Annotated in this window: 18 protein-coding genes; 13 read left to right on the top strand and 5 right to left on the bottom strand. The window is 54.6% G+C overall.

The annotated features are described in order from the left end of the window. Positions 1 to 133 precede the first annotated feature (133 nt). Positions 134 to 976, bottom strand: coding sequence for a PAS domain-containing protein (locus tag PH5382_RS12935; RefSeq protein WP_058334813.1), 843 nt, complete (start codon positions 974 to 976; stop codon positions 134 to 136). A gap of 264 nt (positions 977 to 1,240) precedes the next feature. Here PH5382_RS12935 and PH5382_RS12930 point away from each other — a divergent pair, with 264 nt between their 5' ends. The 10 genes from PH5382_RS12930 (at position 1,241) to phoB (ending at position 11,187) form a co-directional block, all read left to right on the top strand. After that, a complete protein-coding gene (locus PH5382_RS12930) occupies positions 1,241 to 2,137 on the top strand; it encodes a YicC/YloC family endoribonuclease (protein WP_058334812.1) in 897 nt (298 codons plus the stop codon). A gap of 19 nt (positions 2,138 to 2,156) precedes the next feature. Then, positions 2,157 to 2,798 (top strand): guanylate kinase, encoded by a 642-nt coding sequence (gmk, locus tag PH5382_RS12925; RefSeq protein ID WP_058334811.1) that lies wholly within the window; start codon positions 2,157 to 2,159, stop codon positions 2,796 to 2,798. Further along, the gene (locus PH5382_RS12920) at positions 2,795 to 3,316 is read left to right on the top strand and encodes a gamma carbonic anhydrase family protein (RefSeq protein WP_058334810.1); all 522 of its coding nucleotides are present in this window, start codon (positions 2,795 to 2,797) and stop codon (positions 3,314 to 3,316) included. Before gmk ends, PH5382_RS12920 begins: the two co-directional genes overlap by 4 nt. Before the next feature lie 203 nt (positions 3,317 to 3,519). Further along, positions 3,520 to 4,566: a sensor histidine kinase gene (locus tag PH5382_RS12915; protein ID WP_058334809.1), complete on the top strand. Its 1,047-nt coding sequence runs from the start codon at positions 3,520 to 3,522 to the stop codon at positions 4,564 to 4,566. Positions 4,567 to 4,944: 378 nt separating this feature from the next. Then, positions 4,945 to 6,000, top strand: a complete 1,056-nt coding sequence (locus PH5382_RS12910) for a substrate-binding domain-containing protein (protein ID WP_058334808.1) — start codon at positions 4,945 to 4,947, stop codon at positions 5,998 to 6,000. 120 nt (positions 6,001 to 6,120) lie between these two features. Further along, entirely contained in the window at positions 6,121 to 7,599 is a 1,479-nt protein-coding gene (gene pstC, locus PH5382_RS12905) for a phosphate ABC transporter permease subunit PstC (protein ID WP_058334807.1), read from the top strand. Continuing rightward, positions 7,599 to 8,951 carry a phosphate ABC transporter permease PstA gene (gene pstA, locus PH5382_RS12900; protein ID WP_058334806.1) on the top strand — a complete coding sequence of 451 codons (1,353 nt, stop codon included), beginning with the start codon at positions 7,599 to 7,601 and terminating at the stop codon, positions 8,949 to 8,951. The genes pstC and pstA overlap by 1 nt, the downstream gene beginning before the upstream one ends. 14 nt (positions 8,952 to 8,965) lie before the next feature. Beyond that, positions 8,966 to 9,763 (top strand): phosphate ABC transporter ATP-binding protein PstB, encoded by a 798-nt coding sequence (gene pstB / locus PH5382_RS12895; protein ID WP_058334805.1) that lies wholly within the window; start codon positions 8,966 to 8,968, stop codon positions 9,761 to 9,763. 20 nt (positions 9,764 to 9,783) lie between these two features. Next, on the top strand, positions 9,784 to 10,494 hold the full coding sequence (gene phoU / locus PH5382_RS12890; RefSeq protein WP_058334804.1) for a phosphate signaling complex protein PhoU: 711 nt from the start codon (positions 9,784 to 9,786) through the stop codon (positions 10,492 to 10,494). 3 nt (positions 10,495 to 10,497) lie between these two features. Beyond that, a complete protein-coding gene (phoB, locus tag PH5382_RS12885) occupies positions 10,498 to 11,187 on the top strand; it encodes a phosphate regulon transcriptional regulator PhoB (RefSeq protein WP_058334803.1) in 690 nt (229 codons plus the stop codon). Positions 11,188 to 11,263: 76 nt separating this feature from the next. Here the strand turns inward: phoB and PH5382_RS12880 are convergent, their stop codons facing one another. Continuing rightward, positions 11,264 to 12,178, bottom strand: a complete 915-nt coding sequence (locus tag PH5382_RS12880; protein WP_058334802.1) for a LysR family transcriptional regulator — start codon at positions 12,176 to 12,178, stop codon at positions 11,264 to 11,266. Between the two features lie 111 nt (positions 12,179 to 12,289). Here PH5382_RS12880 and PH5382_RS12875 point away from each other — a divergent pair, with 111 nt between their 5' ends. From PH5382_RS12875 to PH5382_RS12865, 3 genes are all read left to right on the top strand, one after another. Continuing rightward, positions 12,290 to 13,510, top strand: coding sequence for an acyl-CoA dehydrogenase (locus tag PH5382_RS12875; RefSeq protein ID WP_058334801.1), 1,221 nt, complete (start codon positions 12,290 to 12,292; stop codon positions 13,508 to 13,510). A gap of 830 nt (positions 13,511 to 14,340) precedes the next feature. Then, positions 14,341 to 16,092 carry a SulP family inorganic anion transporter gene (locus tag PH5382_RS12870; protein WP_058334800.1) on the top strand — a complete coding sequence of 584 codons (1,752 nt, stop codon included), beginning with the start codon at positions 14,341 to 14,343 and terminating at the stop codon, positions 16,090 to 16,092. A gap of 139 nt (positions 16,093 to 16,231) precedes the next feature. Beyond that, positions 16,232 to 16,999 (top strand): SDR family oxidoreductase, encoded by a 768-nt coding sequence (locus tag PH5382_RS12865; protein ID WP_058334799.1) that lies wholly within the window; start codon positions 16,232 to 16,234, stop codon positions 16,997 to 16,999. Positions 17,000 to 17,003: 4 nt separating this feature from the next. On the opposite strand, the gene PH5382_RS12860 is transcribed toward PH5382_RS12865, so the two are convergent. The 3 genes from PH5382_RS12860 to PH5382_RS12850 are packed head-to-tail and all read right to left on the bottom strand — an operon-like array spanning position 17,004 to position 21,071. Further along, positions 17,004 to 17,867: an acyl-CoA thioesterase gene (locus tag PH5382_RS12860; protein ID WP_058334798.1), complete on the bottom strand. Its 864-nt coding sequence runs from the start codon at positions 17,865 to 17,867 to the stop codon at positions 17,004 to 17,006. Between the two features lie 13 nt (positions 17,868 to 17,880). Further along, positions 17,881 to 19,863: an acetoacetate--CoA ligase gene (locus PH5382_RS12855; protein WP_058334797.1), complete on the bottom strand. Its 1,983-nt coding sequence runs from the start codon at positions 19,861 to 19,863 to the stop codon at positions 17,881 to 17,883. Continuing rightward, positions 19,860 to 21,071 carry a serine hydrolase domain-containing protein gene (locus PH5382_RS12850; protein WP_058334796.1) on the bottom strand — a complete coding sequence of 404 codons (1,212 nt, stop codon included), beginning with the start codon at positions 21,069 to 21,071 and terminating at the stop codon, positions 19,860 to 19,862. The genes PH5382_RS12855 and PH5382_RS12850 overlap by 4 nt, the downstream gene beginning before the upstream one ends. Between the last annotated feature and the right edge of the window lie 15 nt (positions 21,072 to 21,086).

Here is a 21,086-nt window from a genome sequence, read left to right as displayed (position 1 = left end):
AGCCGGCGTCGTTGCACAGGAATCAATGTGCTGCAAAAAGGGAAACGCCCCGGGATTTCTTCCGCGGGGCGCTGGTTTCTAGCTATGACCAAATAGACTAGAAATAATCTAAAATTTTCAACATCGGGCAGGGCTAGTCGCGGCTAACCACAAGGCGCAGATGAGACGATTTTGCTTTGCTTTTTGCATCGGCGCGAGATGTGTCGCGTGCGGGCTTTGCTGGTTTATGCTCAGCTTTATGTTCGGCTAGGGTCCGTGCTTCTTGCAAGATGGATTTCTCTGGTGCCAGACGAGATTGCAATTCTGCAAAGTCTGCGTTCACCTCGTTTGGCGCTTTGGTGTTTGGCACATCTGTATTCGGTGTGTCGGCGCCTCGTGGCTTGGCTTTGAATTCTGTATCATCAGCACTCTTTGCGACCGAACGCATCTCGATGGAGGAGATCCCAAAGCGCTGCGACGTGCTGGTTGGGTTGCCTTCGGAGATAAACACTCCCAGTGCGCGGCTGACATCGCCCAGATCACTGCGCAAAGGTAGAAGAAGCATGCGTGCCTCGCGTCGACCGCGAAGCCGGGAAGGTTCGGTCTGCAGCTCGACTTCGACAATGGCGGGGGATTCAAACATCTGTTCGAGTGCGGCACTCATCTGTTTGCGGGCATCTGGAGTGAAAAAAGCTGTGATTGGCATGCCGCGCACTTCCATGCCGGCCATTTCATTGACCTTTTGACCGGCCAGACGGAAGCGGGCGATGCCGGGTGCGACACGTTCCAGGATAAAGGTCTGCGACAGGATATTCTCCAGCCCGCGCGGATCAATTTGCGACCGGTTTGGAATATCATCACCGCGACGCAGCGCTGTCCAGTAAGCCTCGGCCTGACGCATTGCGGAGACCGGTACATTGGTACGGAATTTATTCATGGGAACCACCTTGCCGAGTCCCTTGTCCTGCTCTGTATTTTTGCTGCCGCCAAAAAACATGTGCTTATCCTTCCGTTGATCGGGCCGTTGATTTGTCTCATGGCCCTCGGTACTCGAAGCAATCTGGCGACTGCCTTATTTGTACCGTTTAGATGGTTACCTTGCAGTTAACATGCCATAATATTATTCAAATTTGGACTAAATTATAAAGCAATGGTTAATGCCTTGGGTTAGAGACCTATCCTTTTGCGTCAGTCTGCACTGCTGTCGAACCTCTAGGAGCCCTGTCGCGTGATGCCAAGTAACCGGAAAAGGGCCGATTTAATGAAAATTCGAAGCATGACGGGCTTTGCCTCGGGTCAGGGGACTTTGGGCGCCCATAGCTGGAGCTGGGAGATGCGCTCGGTCAATGCCAAGGGGTTGGATCTGCGCCTGCGGGTACCGGACTGGCTGGAGGGGTTGGAGGCACAGCTGCGCACCAAGCTCAGCAAATCCCTGGCGCGTGGCAACGTCTCACTTGGGCTGCGTCTCAACCGTACCGAAGCAGGTGCCGCTACGCTGACACTGAACACGCCTTTGCTCCATTCAGTCTTGGCTGCTTTGGCGGAAACGGAAGCCACCGCACAGGCGGCGGGTATTGACCTGTCTGTCACCTCAGCGGCTGACCTTTTGTCCATCCGTGGCGTTTTGGAACAATCTGTCAGCGAGGATGATCCAAAACCGCTGGTCGCGGTCCTGGTAGAGGAATTCGAAACCATTTTGGCGCAATTCGTTCAGATGCGTGAAGCCGAAGGGGCAGCGCTCGAAAGAATTCTTGCGGATCAATTGGACCAGTTGCGCGCCCTGCGAATACAGGCAGCGGATCAGGCCGAGGCGCGCAAACCCTTGGTCGCGGCCGCACTGAAGGCCAATCTTGCAAAGGTCATGGACAACACAGAAGGTGCCGATCAGGATCGCGTCGCACAGGAGCTGGCGATGCTGGCGGTGAAATCTGACATCACCGAAGAGATCGACCGGCTCGGCGCTCATATCGAGGCAGCAGAAGCGCTGCTCGCAAATGGTGGCGCAGTCGGGCGCAAAATGGATTTCCTCATGCAGGAGTTCAACCGCGAGGCCAATACTCTGTGTTCAAAAGCGCTCAACAGTGACTTGACCTCGACTGGGCTAGAGTTGAAAGCAGTGATCGATCAGATGCGCGAACAGGTGCAGAATATTGAATAACACCAAAGGAGAAAACGAGATGGCAGATCGGCGTGGTCTTTTGATCATCCTGTCCTCGCCCTCGGGGGCAGGCAAATCCACCCTGGCAAAACGGCTGCGGGCCTGGGATGACAGCATATCCTTTTCTGTCTCGGCTACGACGCGCACGCCGCGCTCCGGCGAAGTGAACGGGCAGGATTACCATTTTGTCTCGGTGGATGACTTCAAAACCGCCGTGACCGAAAACGAGATGCTGGAACATGCCCATGTCTTTGGCAATTTCTATGGCTCTCCCAAAGGGCCGGTGCGCATTGCCATAGAGACCGGACAGGACGTGCTGTTTGATATTGACTGGCAGGGGGCCCAGCAGATCCGCAACTCCGAACTTGGCCAGCACACGCTTTCGATCTTTCTGTTGCCACCTTCGATCACTGAATTGCGGCGCCGGCTGGAAAGCCGCGGTCAGGATGACGCGGAAACCATCAAACGGCGGATGGAGAAAAGCTGGGACGAGATCAGCCACTGGGGCAGCTATGACCATGTGTTGATCAATGACGATCTCGATGCCACAGAAGCGGCGCTGAAAACTATCATCACAGCTACGCGTCTGCGTCGGATCCAGCAACCCGGTCTGTTGGATCACGTCCGCTTGCTGCAAAGTGAATTTGAGGAAATGTCATGACCCTGTATGCCCTTGGAAAACATGAACCCCAACTGCACGAAGACACCTGGGTGGCCCCTGATGCCAATCTGATCGGTCAGGTGGTTCTTGAGGCCGGAGCTTCGGTCTGGTTTGGCTGCACCCTGCGCGCAGATCATGAAGAGATCCGCATTTGTGAAGGCGCCAATGTGCAGGAAAACGTGGTCATGCATATCGATGCAGGCTTTCCGCTGACCGTTGGCAAGAATTGCACCATTGGCCACAAGGTCATGCTGCATGGCTGCACCATCGGGGAAAACAGCCTGATCGGTATGGGGGCGACGGTTCTGAATGGGGCCAAGATCGGCAAGAACTGCCTGATCGGGGCAGGGGCGCTGATCACCGAAAACAAAGTCATCCCTGACAATTCCCTGGTCATGGGTGCGCCGGGAAAAGTTGTGCGCGAGGTGTCAAAGGCACAGGCGCAAAACCTCACGCTGAGCGCCTTGCACTATCAAGAGAACATGCGCCGCTTTCGGAAGGAGATGCGCGAAATCTGAGCTTGGTATAAGTCCTGAGCCCGCCCGGTTCCCGCCCAGTTTCAACCCGTTGTGCGCCTGGGCGGGGCAGTGCGGTTCCGCTTCAATGTGTTCATGGTTGCCACATCGTGTTTACATTCCCTTGATAGGAGAGGCGGATTGCCGGATGCGTTTTCAAATGAGTTGCCGGTGTATCGCAGAGCTGATTTTCAGGGGAAGTTACGATGAAACAAGACGTTATCACCGGGTTTCTTGAGGCGATTCCATTGCCCTCGGTGCTGATAGATCAGACCGAACGTTTTATCGGTGCCAATTCGGCCGGGCGGGCCTTGTTGGGGCAACATATCATTGGACGCCATTTTGCTACTATTCTGAGGCAGCCCAGTGTGACCGGGGCGATCGAAAAATGCCTGGAGGACCGCAGCTCCAGAACGGCGCGACATCTTTCAAATGACGGGGCGCAGGACACGACCTATGAGGTCACGCTGCGCTATGTTCCCGGCATTGGTGCCGTCGAAGGTGGTGCGGCCCTGATCAGTTTCGCCGATGTAACAGAACGCGAGCAGGCCAGTCAGATGCGACGGGATTTTGTGGCCAATGTCAGCCATGAGCTGCGAACGCCCCTGACCGCGCTGATGGGGTTCATTGAAACCCTGCGTGGTGCGGCCCGGGATGATCCCGCGGCACGCGACAGGTTCTTGTCAATCATGGAAGGTGAAGCCAGCCGGATGAACCGTCTAGTAGGGGATCTTCTTTCTCTCAACCGTGTTGAGAGCAAGGAGCGTATTCGACCCAAGGAACAGTTGGATCTGACTGCGCATCTCTCCTCGACGCTCAAAACGATGCAGCCTCTTGCAGAAGCTGGTGGTGTCACCTTGCATTTTGATGCCCCAGATGAGCCCGTAACAGTGATGGGCGACGCGGACCAGTTGCTGCAGGTCTTTATCAACCTGGTTGAAAACGCGATCAAATATGGCGGCACCCGGGTAGAGATGACATTGACTCTTTTGGACCGGGATCCATCGATCCGAGCCCCCGCAGCCCGTGTTCAGGTCCGCGACAATGGGCCAGGGATAGATCCGATCCATCTGCCACGGCTGACAGAACGTTTTTACCGTGCGGACAGTCACCGTTCGCGAGAACTTGGGGGAACCGGGCTGGGGCTTGCGATCGTCAAACATATCATCAATCGCCACCGTGGCCGTCTCCGGGTCGAAAGCACGATAGGCGAGGGATCCTGTTTTACCGTCCTCTTGCCGTTGTGCCAGTGAATAGACCAACACCCGCCTATACAGCTGTGACGCGACGCATAGCGGCCGAGTGGTGGTGCATGTGATAGGCTATTTTAGGGCGTTCTGTTGACTGCTACCCACCTCACTTTGGACTGGATCCCAGGTCCTGACGCTTGAATCTTGCAAATCCACCGTGAAAATAGTGGCGAAGATCATCGGAACAAACCCGCAGACCCGTGGCCCCGACTGGAATGTCGTTAACGCTGATCATGATTTTTGTGACAAATTTTGTCCCACCCCAGCTTTTGTCATACGCCTGTTACACAAGCGTCACAAAAGCCTCATGACAGCCTTTTACGAGGGGCGCATGATCATCACGCAGATGGTCACACATCTTAATCTCTCATGGAGACACCAATGTCCTTTATGAAACTGACCGCTTCTGCCCTGACCATCGCCGCTGTATCAGCGACTGCTGCCTCTGCACGTGACCAGGTTCAGGTTGCGGGTTCTTCGACTGTTCTGCCCTATGCTTCGATCGTTGCCGAAGCCTTTGGTGAAAACTTCGACTTCCCGACACCCGTTGTTGAATCCGGCGGCTCTTCCGCTGGCCTCAAGCGGTTCTGCGAAGGTCTTGGTGAAAACACTATCGACGTTGCCAATGCGTCGCGCAAAATCAAAGACAAAGAAATCAAAGCCTGTGCCGAAGCGGGTGTCACTGACATCATCGAAGTTCGCATCGGTTATGATGGCATCGTTTTTGCCTCCGACATCAAAGGCAACGATTTTGCCTTCACGCCTACCGATTGGTTCCTGGCCCTGTCCAACGAAGTTCTGGTTGACGGCAAAATGGTTGCGAACACCTACAAGACCTGGGCCGACGTGAACCCAGCCTTCCCCGCGCAGGACATCCAGGCCTTCATTCCTGGCACCAAGCACGGCACCCGTGAAGTGTTTGAAGACAAAGTGATCCTGGCCGGTTGCGAAGCCACCGGTGCATTCGAGCACCTGCTGGCCCACGCCGAGGGCGACACTCCTAAAGCACAGAAAAAAGCTGCTGAAAAAGCCTGTATCTCGCTGCGCACCGATGGCCGTTCGGTCGACATTGATGGCGACTACACCGAGACCTTGGCCCGTATCGAAAGCAACAAAGACGGCATCGGCGTCTTTGGTCTGGCCTTCTACGAGAACAACACCGACAAGCTGCAGGTCGCAACTATGTCCGGTATCGTGCCTTCGACCGAAAGCATCGCAACCGGCGAATACCCTGTATCGCGCCCGCTGTTCTTCTACGTGAAGAAAGCCCACATCGGCGTCATCCCAGGCCTGAAGGAATATGCTGAATTCTTCATCTCCGATGAAGTTGCCGGCGCCGACGGCCCGCTGTCCGAATATGGTCTGGTTGCCGACCCTGAGCTGGTTAAAACTCAGGAAGCGGTTGCAGCCGAAGCCACCATGGGCGGCAATTCTTGAATATAGCCCCCAATGGCTAAATAGAGTTGGGGCGGGACTTCCGCCCCAACTTTTCTAACTTCACCCCGAACTTCTTTCAAACGCCGCTGACACACCGCCGCTGACACACCGGAGCTTTTGATGCCGACTTTCTGGCTTGTTGTTCTCCTGCTTGCGCTTTCCGCGCTCGGCTTTGCGATGGGGCGGCGCCGCGCCCTCGCATCTGCCGGGGGAAACCCGCGCAACCTGCATTCATTGCCAAACTACTATGGTGCCAATGTCGCCATGAGCACGGCCGTGCCTGCGCTGGCCATTCTGGCGATTTGGTTGCTGGTGCAACCTATTGTGATCGAAAACCGGGTATCTGCGCTGATCCCGGAAACGTCGATCCCCGAAAACACCAGCCTCAGCCTGGTCATGAGCGATGTGCGTCGCTTGGCCGAGGGGCTGGATGAAGCGGTGAACCAAAGCTTTCTTACGCAAAAACAATCCTTTGCACTGGACAGTGCGACCAGTGACATTCGTTCAGACCTTGGGGCTGTCGGTGTCGCTCTGGGCTCTGAAGTCCGCCCGGAGGTCCTGGAAGCAGCGCAAAGCTACCGGCAGCTTTCCAGTAGCGGCGCCACTCTCATGACGGTGGTCGCCGTCCTGTCTGCGCTGGTCGGATTTTTCTTGGCCTATCGGAACTCGGACAAAGAGTTTCGGGCGCGCAACGTTGTTGAACGGGGCGTGATGGCACTGTTGGTCTTGGCGGCCTCGCTGGCGATCCTCACCACTGTGGGTATCGTGCTGTCGATGTTTTTTGAGACTATGAACTTCTTTGGCCTGCATAATTGGCGGGACTTCTTCTTTGGAACCACTTGGGCGCCCAACTTCCGTGGTGATAGTGAACTCTCCATTCTACCTTTGTTGTGGGGCACCCTCTATATCTCGGCCATTGCGCTTATGGTGGCCGTGCCGGTCGGGCTATTTGCTGCGATCTACCTGTCTGAATATGCGGGGTCGACCGTACGGGCCTTTGCCAAGCCACTGTTGGAAATTCTCGCCGGCATCCCAACCATTGTTTATGGTTTGTTTGCCCTGCTGACAGTTGGTCCCTTGCTGCTCAAGCTGTTTGGCCAAGGAGAAAACGGTGTTTTTGGCCTTACCTGGATGAGCGGAGCGACCTCGGTTCTGACAGCGGGTGTTGTTATGGGTATCATGTTGATCCCATTCGTTTCCTCCCTGTCGGACGATATTATTAATGCGGTACCACAAGCGCTGCGCGATGGGTCTTTGGGACTGGGGGCCACCAAATCCGAGACCGTGCGTCAGGTGGTTCTGCCGGCCGCGCTGCCGGGTATCGTGGGGGCAATCCTCCTTGCGGCCTCACGCGCCATTGGCGAGACAATGATCGTCGTGATGGGGGCAGGCGCCATTGCCAAGTTCTCGGGCAATCCCTTTGAATCCATGACCACAATCACCACCCGGATCGTCAGTCAGCTGACCGGGGATACTGATTTTGCCAGCCCGGAAACACTGGTGGCTTTTGCCCTGGGTCTTTCCCTCTTTGTCCTCACACTGGGGCTTAATGTCCTGGCGCTATATATCGTGCGCAAATATCGGGAGCAGTACGACTAATGACCGATCTCAGCCAATCCCCGACGCCCGTTCCGGCAGGTCAAAACTCTCTTCTAACCCTTAGTGACAGAACGAAAAAGAGAAACGCTGCCGAGAAGCGTTTCAAGATTTACGGTATTTCTGCCATCGCCGTTGGTCTGCTGATGTTGGTTGTGTTGGTGACAACCATTGTCAGCCGTGGCACTGGCGCATTTCAGCAAAGTTTCATCACCCTGAAAGTGGAGCTTCTGGAAGCCAAGCTGGATAAAAAGGGCAACCGAAATCTTGAAGATATCAAGAAGGTTACAACCTTTGGTTATGCACCAATTGTGAAGGCTGCGATGCAGCAGGCTGTTCAGGATTTGGGTATCGAAACCGATCTTAAATCGAAACAGATGGCTGCTCTTCTATCCAAAAATGCGGTGGCACAACTGCGTGCCTATGTACTGGAGAACCCAGAACATATTGGCACAACTGTCGAGTTTCGCTTTCTGGCGCAAAGCCGTGTTGACGGCTACCTGAAGGGGCGCGTCAGCCGCGACAGCATTGAAAACGACAAGAACATCTCGCCACAACAACTTGATCTTGCAGATGAGTTGCTTGCGGCCGGAGTGTTGGAAAAAACCTTCAATCTCGATTTCATCCTTGGCTCTGACGCCTCAGACCAGCGCCCAGAAGCCGCAGGCATGGGAGTTTCCATGCTCGGCTCCCTCTTCATGATGCTGGTGGTTCTTGCCCTGGCGCTGCCGATCGGCGTTGCTGCTTCGATCTATCTCGAGGAATTTGCTGCAAAGAATTGGATGACGGACATTATCGAGGTGAATATCGCAAACCTCGCGGCGGTGCCCTCGATCGTCTACGGTATCCTTGGCCTGGCCGTGTTCATCAACTATATGCACCTGCCGATGTCTGCGCCCCTGGTGGGCGGTCTGGTACTTACCCTCATGACGCTGCCGACCATCATCATCTCGACCCGGGCGTCGCTCAAGGCTGTGCCTCCGTCGATCCGGGATGCGGCTCTCGGCGTGGGTGCCTCTAAAATGCAGGCGGTGTTCCACCATGTTCTGCCTTTGGCAGCCCCCGGCATTCTGACTGGCACCATCATCGGCTTGGCACAGGCCCTGGGTGAGACCGCACCGCTGTTGCTTATCGGTATGGTCGGCTTCATTGCCTCTAACGCGCCGGAAAGCATTGCCGATGGCCTGCTCGCACCAAATTCCGCAATGCCGGCGCAGATCTATGAATGGGCAAAACGCGCCGACCCTGCGTTCTACGAACGTGCTTGGGGCGGTATCATCATCCTTTTGGTCTTTCTTGTGACCATGAATACAGTGGCCGTAATCCTGCGCCGCCGCTTTGAACGCCGCTGGTAACTGGAGGCGAGGCTATGAACACAATGAATGTGATGGATAGAACCTTGGAAACAAAGACAACCAAGATCGCCGCGCGTGACGTGAATGTCTACTACGGCGACACCCACGCGATCAAAGACGTTAACGTCAAGATCGAAGCCAACACTGTTACGGCCTTTATTGGCCCTTCGGGGTGTGGCAAGTCGACTTTTCTGCGCTGTCTCAACCGGATGAATGACACAATTGATATCTGTCGGGTGACCGGTGATATTCTGCTGGACGGTGAAGACATCTACGACAAACGAGTTGATCCGGTGCAGCTTCGCGCCAAGGTTGGCATGGTTTTTCAAAAACCCAACCCCTTCCCGAAATCGATTTTCGACAATGTTTCCTACGGTCCACGCATCCATGGCTTGGCCAGGAATAAGGCCGAACTCGAAGAGATCGTTGAAAAATCCCTGCGTCGTGCGGCAATCTGGGAAGAGGTGAAAGACCGTCTTGATGCGCCCGGGACCGGTCTTTCGGGTGGTCAGCAACAGCGCCTGTGCATTGCACGCGCCATTGCCACCGAACCCGAAGTTCTGTTGATGGATGAGCCCTGTTCAGCACTGGACCCAATTGCTACAGCGCAGGTCGAAGAGCTGATCGATGAACTGCGTGCCAGCTATTCGGTGGTGATTGTAACCCACTCGATGCAGCAGGCCGCACGTGTCAGCCAAAAGACTGCCTTTTTCCACCTTGGAAACCTGGTCGAATTTGGTCCCACAGGTCAGATCTTCACCAACCCCGAAGATCCGCGCACCGAAAGCTATATTACTGGCCGGATCGGCTAAGCCCCGAATTGGATAAAACAATGGTAGAACAACATATTACCTCAGCCTTTGATCGGGACCTCGAAGCGGTTCAGGCCCAGATCATGAAAATGGGTGGGTTGGTCGAGGCGGCCATCATAGATTCAGCCCGTGCACTTGAAACCCGTGACGAAGAACTAGCGCAAAAAGTACGCGCCGGGGATGCTGCGATTGATGGTCTAGCAGAGATGATCAACGAAGATGCCGCCCGGGTCATTGCCATTCGTGCCCCAGCTGCCGTCGACCTGCGCCTTGTTCTGTCGGTGATGAAAATTGCCGGTAACCTGGAACGTATTGGCGACTATGCAAAAAACATCGCCAAACGCACAGGTGTGCTGATCCAGGGACATGATACATCAGAAAGTGCAGCCGCCCTGCGTCGCATGGCCCGCGAGGTCGAGCTAATGCTGAAAGACGCATTGGACTCTTACATTCAGCGCGATGTTGAACTGGCAGCTGATGTGATCGCCCGCGACACCGAAGTGGATCAGATGTACAATGCGCTGTTTCGTGAATTCCTGACGCATATGATGGAAGATCCGCGCAACATTACCCCCTGTATGCATCTGCACTTCATCGCAAAAAACATCGAACGTATGGGCGACCATGTGACCTCGATCTCGGAAGAGCTGATTTACCTGGTGACAGGAAACCGTCCCGAAGATGAGCGGCCAAAGGCCGACACCACCTCCTCCATTCAGCAGGAGGTCTGACCTATGGCTGCCGATCAGCCCACAGTCCTGATTGTCGAGGACGAATTGGCGCAGCGCGAAGTCCTGGCCTATAATCTTGAGGCGGACGGATTTCGCGTGATCAAGGCGGAAAACGGCGAGGAAGGCCTGCTTCTGGTGGATGAGGACATGCCGGATATAATCGTGCTGGATTGGATGATGCCCAATCTTAGCGGAATCGAGGTGTGTCGCCGCCTGAAATCGCGTTCTGAAACCCGCAATATCCCTATCATCATGCTCTCGGCACGCTCGGAAGAAGTCGATAAGGTACGCGGCCTGGAAACCGGAGCCGACGACTATGTGGTCAAACCCTACTCAGTGATCGAATTGATGGCTCGTGTGCGCACGCAGTTGCGCCGGGTACGCCCGTCGACTGTCGGGGTGCGTCTGGAATTTGATGATATCATTCTGGATGCGGAAACTCACAAAGTCAGCCGATCGGATCAAGCTTTGAAGCTGGGGCCTACGGAATTTCGCCTGCTGTCGACATTCATGGAAAAACCTGGCCGTGTTTGGAGCCGCGAGCAGTTGTTGGACCGTGTCTGGGGCCGCGATATCTATGTCGATACCCGCACCGTCGACGTCCATATCGGCCGTCTGCGCAAAGCTCTGACGCAGTTTGGCGGTCCAGATCCGGTTAGGACTGTGCGCGGTGCTGGCTACGCACTGGGTTGAAACACACAATAAGGGGCTCTCACAGGAGCCCTTTGTTTATTCGCTTATCTCCCCAAATCAAAGATCTTTCAAATTGTCAGCGTGGCAGTGGGTCTTCGGGCTGGGCTTGACCGCGAAGCCAGTCACAAAATTTCTGCAAGGCAGGGTCACGGGATTTGGCATCGGGCCAAACCAGATAGTAGGCTCCACCGGTTTCCGTGGCTTGCGACTGCAGCGCCACCAGTCTGCCTGTGGCAAGGTCTTGTTCCACCAGATAATCTGGCATCAGAGCCACCCCCAACCCATGCAGGGCAGCCTGTGTTATCGTTGAGAATTGATCATACATCGTGCCACCCAACTCCTGCACCTGTGGTTTGATACCCTTTGATTTAAACCAATCCTGCCAAGCCTCAGGACGGGTCTGGATGTGCAGAAGCGGCATTCTGAGGATATCTACTGGATCAACGGGCACCGTCTGGGGCAAAAGCTCTGGTGCACAGACGGGCAGAAGTTGTTCATGTTTCAAAAGCAAACTTTGGGTGCCCGGCCATTCGGCTTTCCCAAAATGCAAAGCTGCATCAAAGGGTTCGCTGGCAAAGTTGAACGGTTGCAAGCGGGTTGTCATGTTTATCGTCACATCCGGATGGTGACGCGAAAATTCCGGCAGGCGCGGCATCAACCAACGCATCCCAAAAGCCGGCAGGATGGCCAGGTTCAACGTCCCGGCCAACGGAGCTGATTGGACACGAAGCGTCGATTGCGCGATCATGTTGAGCGCTTGACGGACCTCACCAGCATATATTTCAGCTTCTGGCGACAAGTGCAGTTTTTTGCGGTCGCGTTGGACAAGGGTCGTCCCCAATTGCCTTTCAAGTGATTGAATTTGCCGGCTTACAGCCCCCTGTGTTAGGGCCAGCTCCTCTGCGGCGGCAGAGGCGCTGCCCAGTCGGCTGAGTGCCTCGAGAGCGCGCAGGGCGGAGATCGATGGAAGGAAACGGCGTGGAACTTGCATGTATGAGTTTTTGTCATGTTTTACTACCAAAGTCTCGCTGTTTTTTATCCGGGGATCTTGTTAAGTTTTCGGCAACATCTGACAACACACATCACATTGAGGGGCATTTCGATGACCGACAAGCCAACACTGCGCGCCAAGGATGCGCCCGATCTGGGCCGCTTTAACTGGGAAGACGCGTTGCGGATGGACGATCAGTTGACCGAAGACGAGCGCATGATTGCGGCTTCGGCCCGGGCATACGCGCAGGAAAAACTGCAACCGCGCGTCACTACAGCCTATGAGAACGAAGAAACAGATCCCGCAATTTTCCGCGAGATGGGTGAGATGGGCCTGTTGGGAACGACCATTCCCGAAGAATACGGAGGCCTCGGCGGTGGCTATGTTTCCTACGGCTTGGTTGCACGTGAGGTAGAACGCGTAGACAGCGGTTATCGCTCAATGATGTCGGTACAAAGCTCTTTGGTCATGTATCCGATCTACGCCTATGGCAGCGAAGAACAGCGCAAGAAATACCTGCCGAAACTGGCATCGGGCGAATGGATCGGCTGTTTCGGTCTGACGGAACCCGATGCGGGATCCGATCCTGCCGGTATGAAGACCCGCGCCGAAAAAACCGCTTCCGGCTATAAACTGACCGGTTCCAAAATGTGGATTTCCAACGCGCCGATTGCGGATGTATTCGTGGTCTGGGCCAAATCTGATGAGCACGGCGGCAAGATCCGTGGTTTTGTTTTGGAAAAAGGCATGAAGGGTCTGTCAGCACCGAAGATCCAGAATAAGGCCTCGTTGCGCGCTTCCATCACCGGTGAAATCGTCATGGATAGCGTCGAAGTAGGCGATGACGCTTTGTTGCCGCATGTTCAGGGCTTGAAAGGGCCGTTTGGTTGCTTGAACCGTGCGCGTTACGGCATCAGCTGGGGCGCCATGGGGGCTGCCGAAGCGTGTTGGCATGCAGCCCGGCAATATGGGTTGGATCGGACGCAGTTCGGGCGTCCTTTGGCCAATACTCAGCTGTTCCAGCTAAAACTCGCTAACATGCAGACGGAAATCACACTGGGCCTGCAGGCGTCCTTGCGTGTTGGCCGCCTGATGGACGAGGCGAACGCCGCGCCAGAAATGATTTCGATCGTCAAACGCAACAATTGTGGCAAGGCTCTCGAGATCGCGCGCCATGCCCGCGATATGCATGGCGGCAACGGTATCAGCCTGGAATTCAATGTCATTCGCCACATGGTCAACCTCGAAACCGTTAACACCTATGAGGGGACCCATGACGTTCACGCCTTGATCCTGGGACGTGCCCAGACTGGCTTGCAGGCGTTTTTCTAGAGAGAATAGGTGAAAACCTGACAGTTGGCGCGCGTCTTCTGTCAAGCTGCACAAGACGTGGGTGAGCGGTGGGATTTTTTGCCCCTTCCGCTCACCCTTTATACATGCATGCCTGCAATTTTAATTTGCACTTTTGCAAGGCGCACAAACAGCCCGGGCGTCCCGGTGTTTTTGCAACGTACATTTCTTCACTTGCCTCCAGATGCCGAGGGTTTTGGATCCGAATTCATTACTATGGAAACCGCTTCAGCGGTGAAGTGGGCGGGCAGGATGTTGTATCTTTCTGCAACATTATTCTAGGCTTACCCGACAACCACTCGGTGTGTTAGCGTCACTCTCTCAAAGTACAGAGGTTAATCCGGCAGCAACTCCGATGCGCAAATCTGGCAATGGCCTCCCGGTCTGACTTGAAACCTTTGAAAATTTGCAGCCAAGTCAAACGTGATGCCTTTCGCAAGCTATATGGGGTTTTATGCAAAGCTAGGGACCCAGCAATACTCTCACACTACCCAGCAATACTCTCACACTACCCAGCAATACTCTCACACTACGCGGTGAAGAACTTGTCTTTGCAAAATCAACAATACCGCAAAGTCGGTTTTGTAAAAATTCCCGTATAAATCTGCAAAGCCGCCTCACTTGTGAGTGGCTACATTCATGTAGAAATGCATATTTACAATATGTTAACATGCAAAGTGAGCTGACAAAAGAAAATAATCACAACTTTTCGCAAGGGGGTTACTTTCCTGAAACCACACATATATCAATGAGTGAATATGTTAACGGCACGCCGCGCGATAGCCAGGGTGTCTCGGGATGAAAGTCGCAAGATGAAGCTGAAAAAGACGCCCATCGCTTGGAGCAATCTGTTTCCCATTCTTCAGTGGGGGCCACGCTATGGTCGCGAGGATCTTCTTGGAGATGGAACCGCTGCCCTGATCGTAACGATCATGCTGATCCCTCAATCGCTGGCCTATGCGCTTTTGGCGGGCCTTCCGGCAGAGGTCGGCCTCTATGCGTCGATATTGCCTCTGGTTGTTTATGCAGTATTGGGAACCTCTCGGGTTCTTGCAGTTGGGCCCGTTGCAGTTGTGTCCCTCATGTCAGCATCGGCACTGGCGCCGCTTGGACTGGAGAGCGTTGCAGACTATGTTGCAGCCTCGGCAATGCTTGCACTGCTGTCAGGCGCCATGCTCCTAGCTATGGGGGCTCTCAAGCTGGGACTGGTGGCCAATTTATTGTCGCACCCGGTGATCGCCGGTTTCATCACCGCGTCTGGTATTCTTATCGCGATCAGCCAGTTCAAACACCTGTTGGGGGTTACAGCTTCAGGACATAACCTTCCGGAAATATTACAATCTTTGGGGCAGGGGATCTGGAACAGCAACCTCGTCACCCTGTTTCTTGGCTTATCCGTTCTAGGGTTTCTCTATTGGCTTCGCCGGGGATTGTCCGGGCTACTACAGCGGCGTTTCAACCTAACAGCTGCCAGTGCCGGTACCGTTGTCCGTATCGGTCCGGTCTTTGCTGTGGCCGGTACTATCCTGATTTCCTGGGCTTTCAACCTACCACAGCTTGGCGTCTCGGTCGTTGGACAGGTACCGACCGGACTTCCACCTTTGGGTTTCCCCAGCATTGATTTTGGCATCACCACAGCTTTGTTGGGACCGGCGGCGCTGATTACGATCATTGGCTATGTCGAAAGCGTCTCTGTGGCTCAGACACTGGCCGCCAAACGGAGGCAACGCATTGACACAAACCAGGAACTAACCGCATTGGGAGCTGCAAACATCGCATCCGGTCTGTCCGGTGGCTATGCGGTAACAGGCGGTTTTGCCCGGTCCGTTGTCAATTTTGATGCGGGAGCACGCACGCCAGCAGCAGGAGCCCTTACTGCCATTGGATTGACTTTTGCTGCCATCTACCTGACACCCTTGCTTTACTTCCTCCCAAAGGCAACTCTGGCGGCGACCATTATCGTGGCTGTCCTGTCTTTGGTTGACCTATCCATTCTGAAACGGGCCTGGGGGTATTCCCGCGCTGATTTTGCAGCAGTTTCCATCACCATTGCTCTAACTTTGCTGGTGGGTGTGGAAACCGGAGTTGCGACAGGCGTTTTGACCTCCTTGCTTTTGTACCTTTGGAAAACGTCTCGTCCGCATGTCGCCGAGGTGGGCCAGGTGCCCGGAACCGAACATTTCCGCAATATTCACCGGCATGATGTAACAACAGATCCCCGTATCGTGACGCTGAGAATTGATGAAAGCCTGTATTTCGCCAATGCCCGGCGGATGGAAGATCTCATTCTGGAAAGGGTACATCAGGGCAAAGACGAGATCGCCCATGTCATCCTGATGTGTTCGGCAGTGAACGAAGTCGATCTAAGTGCTTTGGAATCTCTTGAGGCTATCAATCATCAGCTTTCGGATATGGGTATCCAGCTGCATCTGTCCGAGGTGAAAGGCCCAGTTATGGATCGCTTGCAACGCAGCCATTTCCTAGACGAGTTGAGTGGTGAGGTCTTTTTGTCCCAGAATTGCGCATTCCAGAACCTGAGGTCCAAAATGTCCGACCACGCCTAGGGAGCCACTGTCGCGCCCTTATTCTTATAATCAGTATTATGGTGAATAACTACCAATTCCGTTCCGTCACACAGGATTGGCAGCTTTGCTATGACCGGATAGCCTTTGTCCAATGAAACCAAGGATCAAGGCGGCAAAGATGCAAATTCAGGACAGTTGTGTGGTCGTAACTGGCGCGGCAAACGGTATTGGCAAAGGTCTTGCCCAAAAGTTCGCGGAAATGGGTGCGGCCCATGTGATTTGTGCTGACATTGATATTGACGGCGCTAAACAGACGGCAGCACTCATTGGTGGAACCGCTTTGGAGCTGGATGTTCGCGACGAGATGAGCATCAAGGATTTGATTGAAACGGTCGAAGACAGGATTGCGCCCATCGATCTGTTTTGTTCAAATGCAGGCATCTTGACCCTTGGCGGTTTTGAGGTCGACAACGATGAATGGCAAAAAATATGGGATATCAATGTGATGTCGCATGTTTGGGCCGCACGTCATATGGTTCCGCGGATGTTGAAACGCGGTGGCGGCTACATGCTCAATACGGCCTCTGCGGCTGGTCTTCTAAACCAGATCGGCGCGGCACCATATGGTGTCACCAAACACGCAGCCGTCGGGTTCGCGGAGTGGCTGGCGATCACCTATGGCGATCAGGGCATTGGTGTCTCGGTATTGTGTCCGCAGGCCGTGCGCTCAGAGATGACGCGTGGGTTTGAAGAAAGCGTTGCCAGTTTGGACGGAATGCTCGAGCCGGATCATGTCGCTGACTGCTGCGTGAAGGCAATTGAAAACAATGACTTTCTGGTACTTCCACATCCACAGGTGAAAGAATATATGCAGGCAAAAGCAAGCAATTATGGCCGCTGGATTACGGGCATGCAAAAGCTTCGCGACAAATTTGGTGGACGATAAGGTTTCAGCGTTTGATCGGGCGCATCAGCCCTTCCTGTGCGACGCTGGCCACCAATTTCCCATCCTGAGTATAGATCGAGCCGCGGTTGAAACCGCGGCCGCCACCGCCAAAGGGTGAATCCATCGTATAAAGATGCCATTGGTCGAATTGAACCGGACCGTGGAACCACATGGCATGGTCGAGACTGGCGGTCATCGCTTCGGGTTTGTTCCAGGTCAGCCCATGTGGGCGAAGGGCGGATCCCAGCAGACCAAAGTCAGAGGCATAAGCCATCAGCACATGCTGCAGCTGCGGCCCTGCCCCTTTGGCAGCTTCCATTTTGATCCACATGTGGTTTATATCGCTGGTTTTTTCCGGATCGAGGGGGTCCCTTGGTTCGATATCACGAATTTCAAAGGGGCGTTCGCGGGTGAATTCGGCGCGATAGTCTTTTGCAATTAGGTGCGCTTGCTGACGGTTCAGCGTGTCACGAGAAACCAAGCCTTCCGGTGGCGGGACATCTGGCATGTCGTGCTGATGCTCCCAGCCGGGTTCCCGGATGTGAAACGAGGCCGCCAGATTGAGGATCTGACGCCCATTCTGAATCGCGGTAACACGTCTGGTCGTGAAACTACCACCATCACGTGCTGGATCGACTTCGTAGATCACAGGCTTGCTGGGATCTCCTGGACGAATGAAATAGGCATGCAGCGAGTGGCACAGCCGCTCAGGCACGCTGGCATAAGCTGCCGAAAGTGCCTGGGCTATAACCTGCCCCCCGTAGATCCGCATTGGCGTTTCGCCACCAGACCCAATGCCGCGATACAGATTGGTGTCGAGCTCTTCCAGATCCAGAAGGTTGAGCAAAATCTTTCCTGCATCAGTCATTTGGCCAGTGTTCCTAGTTCAAGTTCCGTGTTTCGGCATAGACCATGAATGGGTCAAAACTGGATGGATTCACCATCGAGTCCCGGTTCACGATCTTGCTCGGGTCGCCTCCAAGTAGCAGTTTCTTGACCGGGACTTCCAGCTTTTTACCAGACAGTGTGCGCGGCACGTCTTTGATTTCAACTATGTCATCCGGCACAAACCGCGCCGAGACCGCATTGCGGATCGCCATTTTGATCTTTTCGCGCAGGGCGTCATCTAGTTTTCCGGGCTCTGTCAGGACGACAAACAACGGCATAAAGCTGGCTTTGCCGAGAAACTCCAGATCAACTACCAGACTGTCTTGGATCTCCTCCAAAGCTTCGACAGCCTGGTAGATTTCCGAAGACCCAAGCCGCAGCCCGCGGCGATTTATGGTGGCGTCGGACCGGCCATAGATCACAGAACCGCCTTCGGCGTTGATCGAGATCCAGTCCCCATGGCGCCAAATCCCCGGATAGGTGTCAAAATAGCTTTCATGCAGTCGCGAGCCGTCTTCGTCCCCCCATAAAAACAATGGCATAGATGGCAAAGGTTCTGTGCAGACCAGCTCACCGACCTCGTCGATCAGCTCGTTTCCTTCTGGATCAAAGGCTCGCACGGCATTGCCCAGGGCGCGTGCCTGCATTTCACCTGCGCGCACCGGCATCATCACGTTGCCCCCAACAAAGGCGCCGCAGAAATCCGTGCCGCCAGAAATCGGTGCAAGCCAGAGATCCTGTTTAACGGCGCCATAAATCCAGGCATACCCGTCCGAGGTCATTGGAGACCCGGTGGATCCAAGCGAAGTCAGGTCTGCGAAATCAAACTGGGCCCCTGGCTGGATGGCGGCTTTTGCGCAGGCACTGAAAAACGCGGCGCCGGCACCAAAATAGGTAATCTTTTCGTCTGCAACGCGGCGCCAGATATCCAATAAATCGGGGTAATTCGGTGCCCGGTCATACAACATGACGGTCGCGCCCTGCCCCAAAGCCACCAGTTGAACATTCCACATGACCCAACCCGAAGACGTCAGCCAGCAAAACCGGCTGTCCGGGTTCAGATCCAGGTGCAGCGATTGCTTGGATCCTTCCAGCAGGATGCCTCCATGTCCATGGACAATCGGCTTGGGGTTTCCTGTAGTCCCAGAGGAATAGACGATCCACAAAGGATGATCGAAATCCACCTGCGTGAACGTGAGCTCGGCCGGGGTTTTTAACAGGCTCTGCCAGTCAGTTGACGTGGATTTCCCCCTGCTATCTAGCTCACTAGAAGGGTTTCCTTCGGTAGATACTTCAACCTGATGGGCCAGCGTGGAAAGTCCTGCAACGACCTCCGAGATCTCCTGACTTTTGTCGATCCATTTGCCACCATGTTTGTAGCGATCCTGATAGATCATAACCTTGGGCTCAATCTGACGAAAGCGATCCAGAATAGCGACCTTGCCCATATCTGGCGAACAGAGAGACCAGATCGCGCCAAGGCTCGTGGTCGCAAGGCAGGCGATGATTGCACATTCTGTATTGGGCAAAACTGCCGCAACGCGATCGCCCTGCCCGACTCCCATGGCGCGCAGATGATTGGCCAGACTGGAAACCTGATCCGTCAATTCCTTCCAAGACAGCTCAGATCGCCCGGTTGTTTCAGACTCTATTATAAGCGCCTGCTTTTCTGGCGTTTCCAAACCTTTGGAGAGGATATTTTCGGCCCAGTTCAGTTTTGCTCCGGGAAACCATTCAGCCCCAGGCATTTGACGTCTGCCTAGAACCTTGGTGGCCTTTTGCGAGAACTTCAGCTCAAAAAAGTCACAGATGGAGGTCCAGAACCCATCAAGATCAGTCGTGCTCCAGTTCCACAGAGCGTTGTAGTCGGCAAACTCTGCGCCGGTCGTTTGCTTTAACCAGCGCTGGTATTGAGCCAATTGGCTTTGTTCTGCGCGCGCGTTGGTTGGTGTCCACAGGACGTCAGGTGTAGTCATTCCAGGATGGCTCCATGAACCAGTGCTTTGAGCTCTGCCCGCGATGGGTAAGAGCTTGAGGGAGAGAGTTGAGTAAAGAAGACAACGCTGAGATCGAGAACCGGATCGACCCAGAAGAAGGTTGAGGCCATGCCGCCCCAGCTGAAATCACCAATTGACCCTGCGCAACGTGCGAGGGCCGGATCGAGAACAACAGCCCCCCCGAGGCCAAATCCCATTCCTTCCATGGGCTGTTCCGCGAAACTCTGCGGCCCCATCGAGGCGATGTCACCAGGAAGGTGATTTCTCATCATGAATTCAACAGTTTTTGGCGAGATGATAAAGTCGTCACCAGCCCGTCCGCCGAGCCGTAGCATTTCGGCAAATTTCATGTAGTCATCAATTGTGCCAACCAGGCCACCGCCGCCAGACATCATGTCAGCCGTTTCAAAGGGAGAGCCCCCATGCAGATCGGTCAGACGCAGTGTTTCATTGCTTGTCTGCGCGCTGTTCAGCGCCATGGCGTCACCCACCAGCGGCGTATAGAGAGAGGCAAACCGGTCTCCTGCGTCACGCGGGACACGGAACCCGGTTTCGGTCATACCCAGCGGTGCAAAGATCCGGCTGTCAAAGAATTCCGCCAAGCTCTTCCCAGAGACAATTTCGACCACTCTTCCGAGAACATCGATGCCAACAGAATACTCCCATCGTTTACCGGGTTGGAAAGCCAAAGGGAAGCTGGCCAAATGAGCCGCCATGCGGCCCAGATCGCCCTGGTTTGGTTTGAACATCAACTGTTCTTCTGCCATCGCCGCAGGCAAGACACCAGGATTAAAGGGGTAACTTAAGCCACTGGTGTGGGTCAAAAGTTCATGCAGAGTTGGAGAACGGCTCGGCTCCTGTTGATCCATGGAGGTCGCGTTCGGGATCAGGGCCCGCATTTGCGAGAATTCAGGGATGAAATCCGACACAGGGGCATCAAGGTGAAACAACCCCTGCTCTGCGAGCATCATCACGGCAAGCGAGGTCACCGGCTTGGTCATCGAATAAATGCGGACCAAAGTATCGCGCGTGAAGGGCAGATTTTCCTCGAGGTTCCGGCGCCCGGCCGCGTGGAATAGCTTTTCTTCACCGGCCCTATTGATCAGAACCGAGCTTCCTGCATATTTCTTTTGATCCACATAGCGTTGCTGCCATGACCTGATGTGTTCAAGCCGCGCCTGATCCATTCCTTTTGCCCCTTT

This window comes from Phaeobacter sp. CECT 5382, assembly GCF_001457775.1.
GTDB lineage: Bacteria > Pseudomonadota > Alphaproteobacteria > Rhodobacterales > Rhodobacteraceae > Pseudophaeobacter.
Note: the sequence above shows the minus strand (reverse complement) of the source record. Positions and strands in the feature narration are given on the sequence as shown.

Excerpts from the sequence above, each read along its gene's own strand:
- pstB (WP_058334805.1), top strand. The coding sequence starts at position 8,966 with ATGAACACAATGAATGTGATGGATAGAACCTTGGAAACAAAGACAACC.
- PH5382_RS12880 (WP_058334802.1), bottom strand. The coding sequence starts at position 12,178 with ATGCAAGTTCCACGCCGTTTCCTTCCATCGATCTCCGCCCTGCGCGCT.
- PH5382_RS12930 (WP_058334812.1), top strand. The coding sequence starts at position 1,241 with ATGAAAATTCGAAGCATGACGGGCTTTGCCTCGGGTCAGGGGACTTTG.
- pstA (WP_058334806.1), top strand. The coding sequence starts at position 7,599 with ATGACCGATCTCAGCCAATCCCCGACGCCCGTTCCGGCAGGTCAAAAC.
- phoU (WP_058334804.1), top strand. The coding sequence starts at position 9,784 with ATGGTAGAACAACATATTACCTCAGCCTTTGATCGGGACCTCGAAGCG.
- pstC (WP_058334807.1), top strand. The coding sequence starts at position 6,121 with ATGCCGACTTTCTGGCTTGTTGTTCTCCTGCTTGCGCTTTCCGCGCTC.
- PH5382_RS12865 (WP_058334799.1), top strand. The coding sequence starts at position 16,232 with ATGCAAATTCAGGACAGTTGTGTGGTCGTAACTGGCGCGGCAAACGGT.
- PH5382_RS12855 (WP_058334797.1), bottom strand. The coding sequence starts at position 19,863 with ATGACTACACCTGACGTCCTGTGGACACCAACCAACGCGCGCGCAGAA.
- PH5382_RS12910 (WP_058334808.1), top strand. The coding sequence starts at position 4,945 with ATGTCCTTTATGAAACTGACCGCTTCTGCCCTGACCATCGCCGCTGTA.
- gmk (WP_058334811.1), top strand. The coding sequence starts at position 2,157 with ATGGCAGATCGGCGTGGTCTTTTGATCATCCTGTCCTCGCCCTCGGGG.
- phoB (WP_058334803.1), top strand. The coding sequence starts at position 10,498 with ATGGCTGCCGATCAGCCCACAGTCCTGATTGTCGAGGACGAATTGGCG.
- PH5382_RS12850 (WP_058334796.1), bottom strand. The coding sequence starts at position 21,071 with ATGGATCAGGCGCGGCTTGAACACATCAGGTCATGGCAGCAACGCTAT.
- PH5382_RS12915 (WP_058334809.1), top strand. The coding sequence starts at position 3,520 with ATGAAACAAGACGTTATCACCGGGTTTCTTGAGGCGATTCCATTGCCC.
- PH5382_RS12935 (WP_058334813.1), bottom strand. The coding sequence starts at position 976 with ATGTTTTTTGGCGGCAGCAAAAATACAGAGCAGGACAAGGGACTCGGC.
- PH5382_RS12875 (WP_058334801.1), top strand. The coding sequence starts at position 12,290 with ATGACCGACAAGCCAACACTGCGCGCCAAGGATGCGCCCGATCTGGGC.
- PH5382_RS12870 (WP_058334800.1), top strand. The coding sequence starts at position 14,341 with ATGAAGCTGAAAAAGACGCCCATCGCTTGGAGCAATCTGTTTCCCATT.
- PH5382_RS12860 (WP_058334798.1), bottom strand. The coding sequence starts at position 17,867 with ATGACTGATGCAGGAAAGATTTTGCTCAACCTTCTGGATCTGGAAGAG.
- PH5382_RS12920 (WP_058334810.1), top strand. The coding sequence starts at position 2,795 with ATGACCCTGTATGCCCTTGGAAAACATGAACCCCAACTGCACGAAGAC.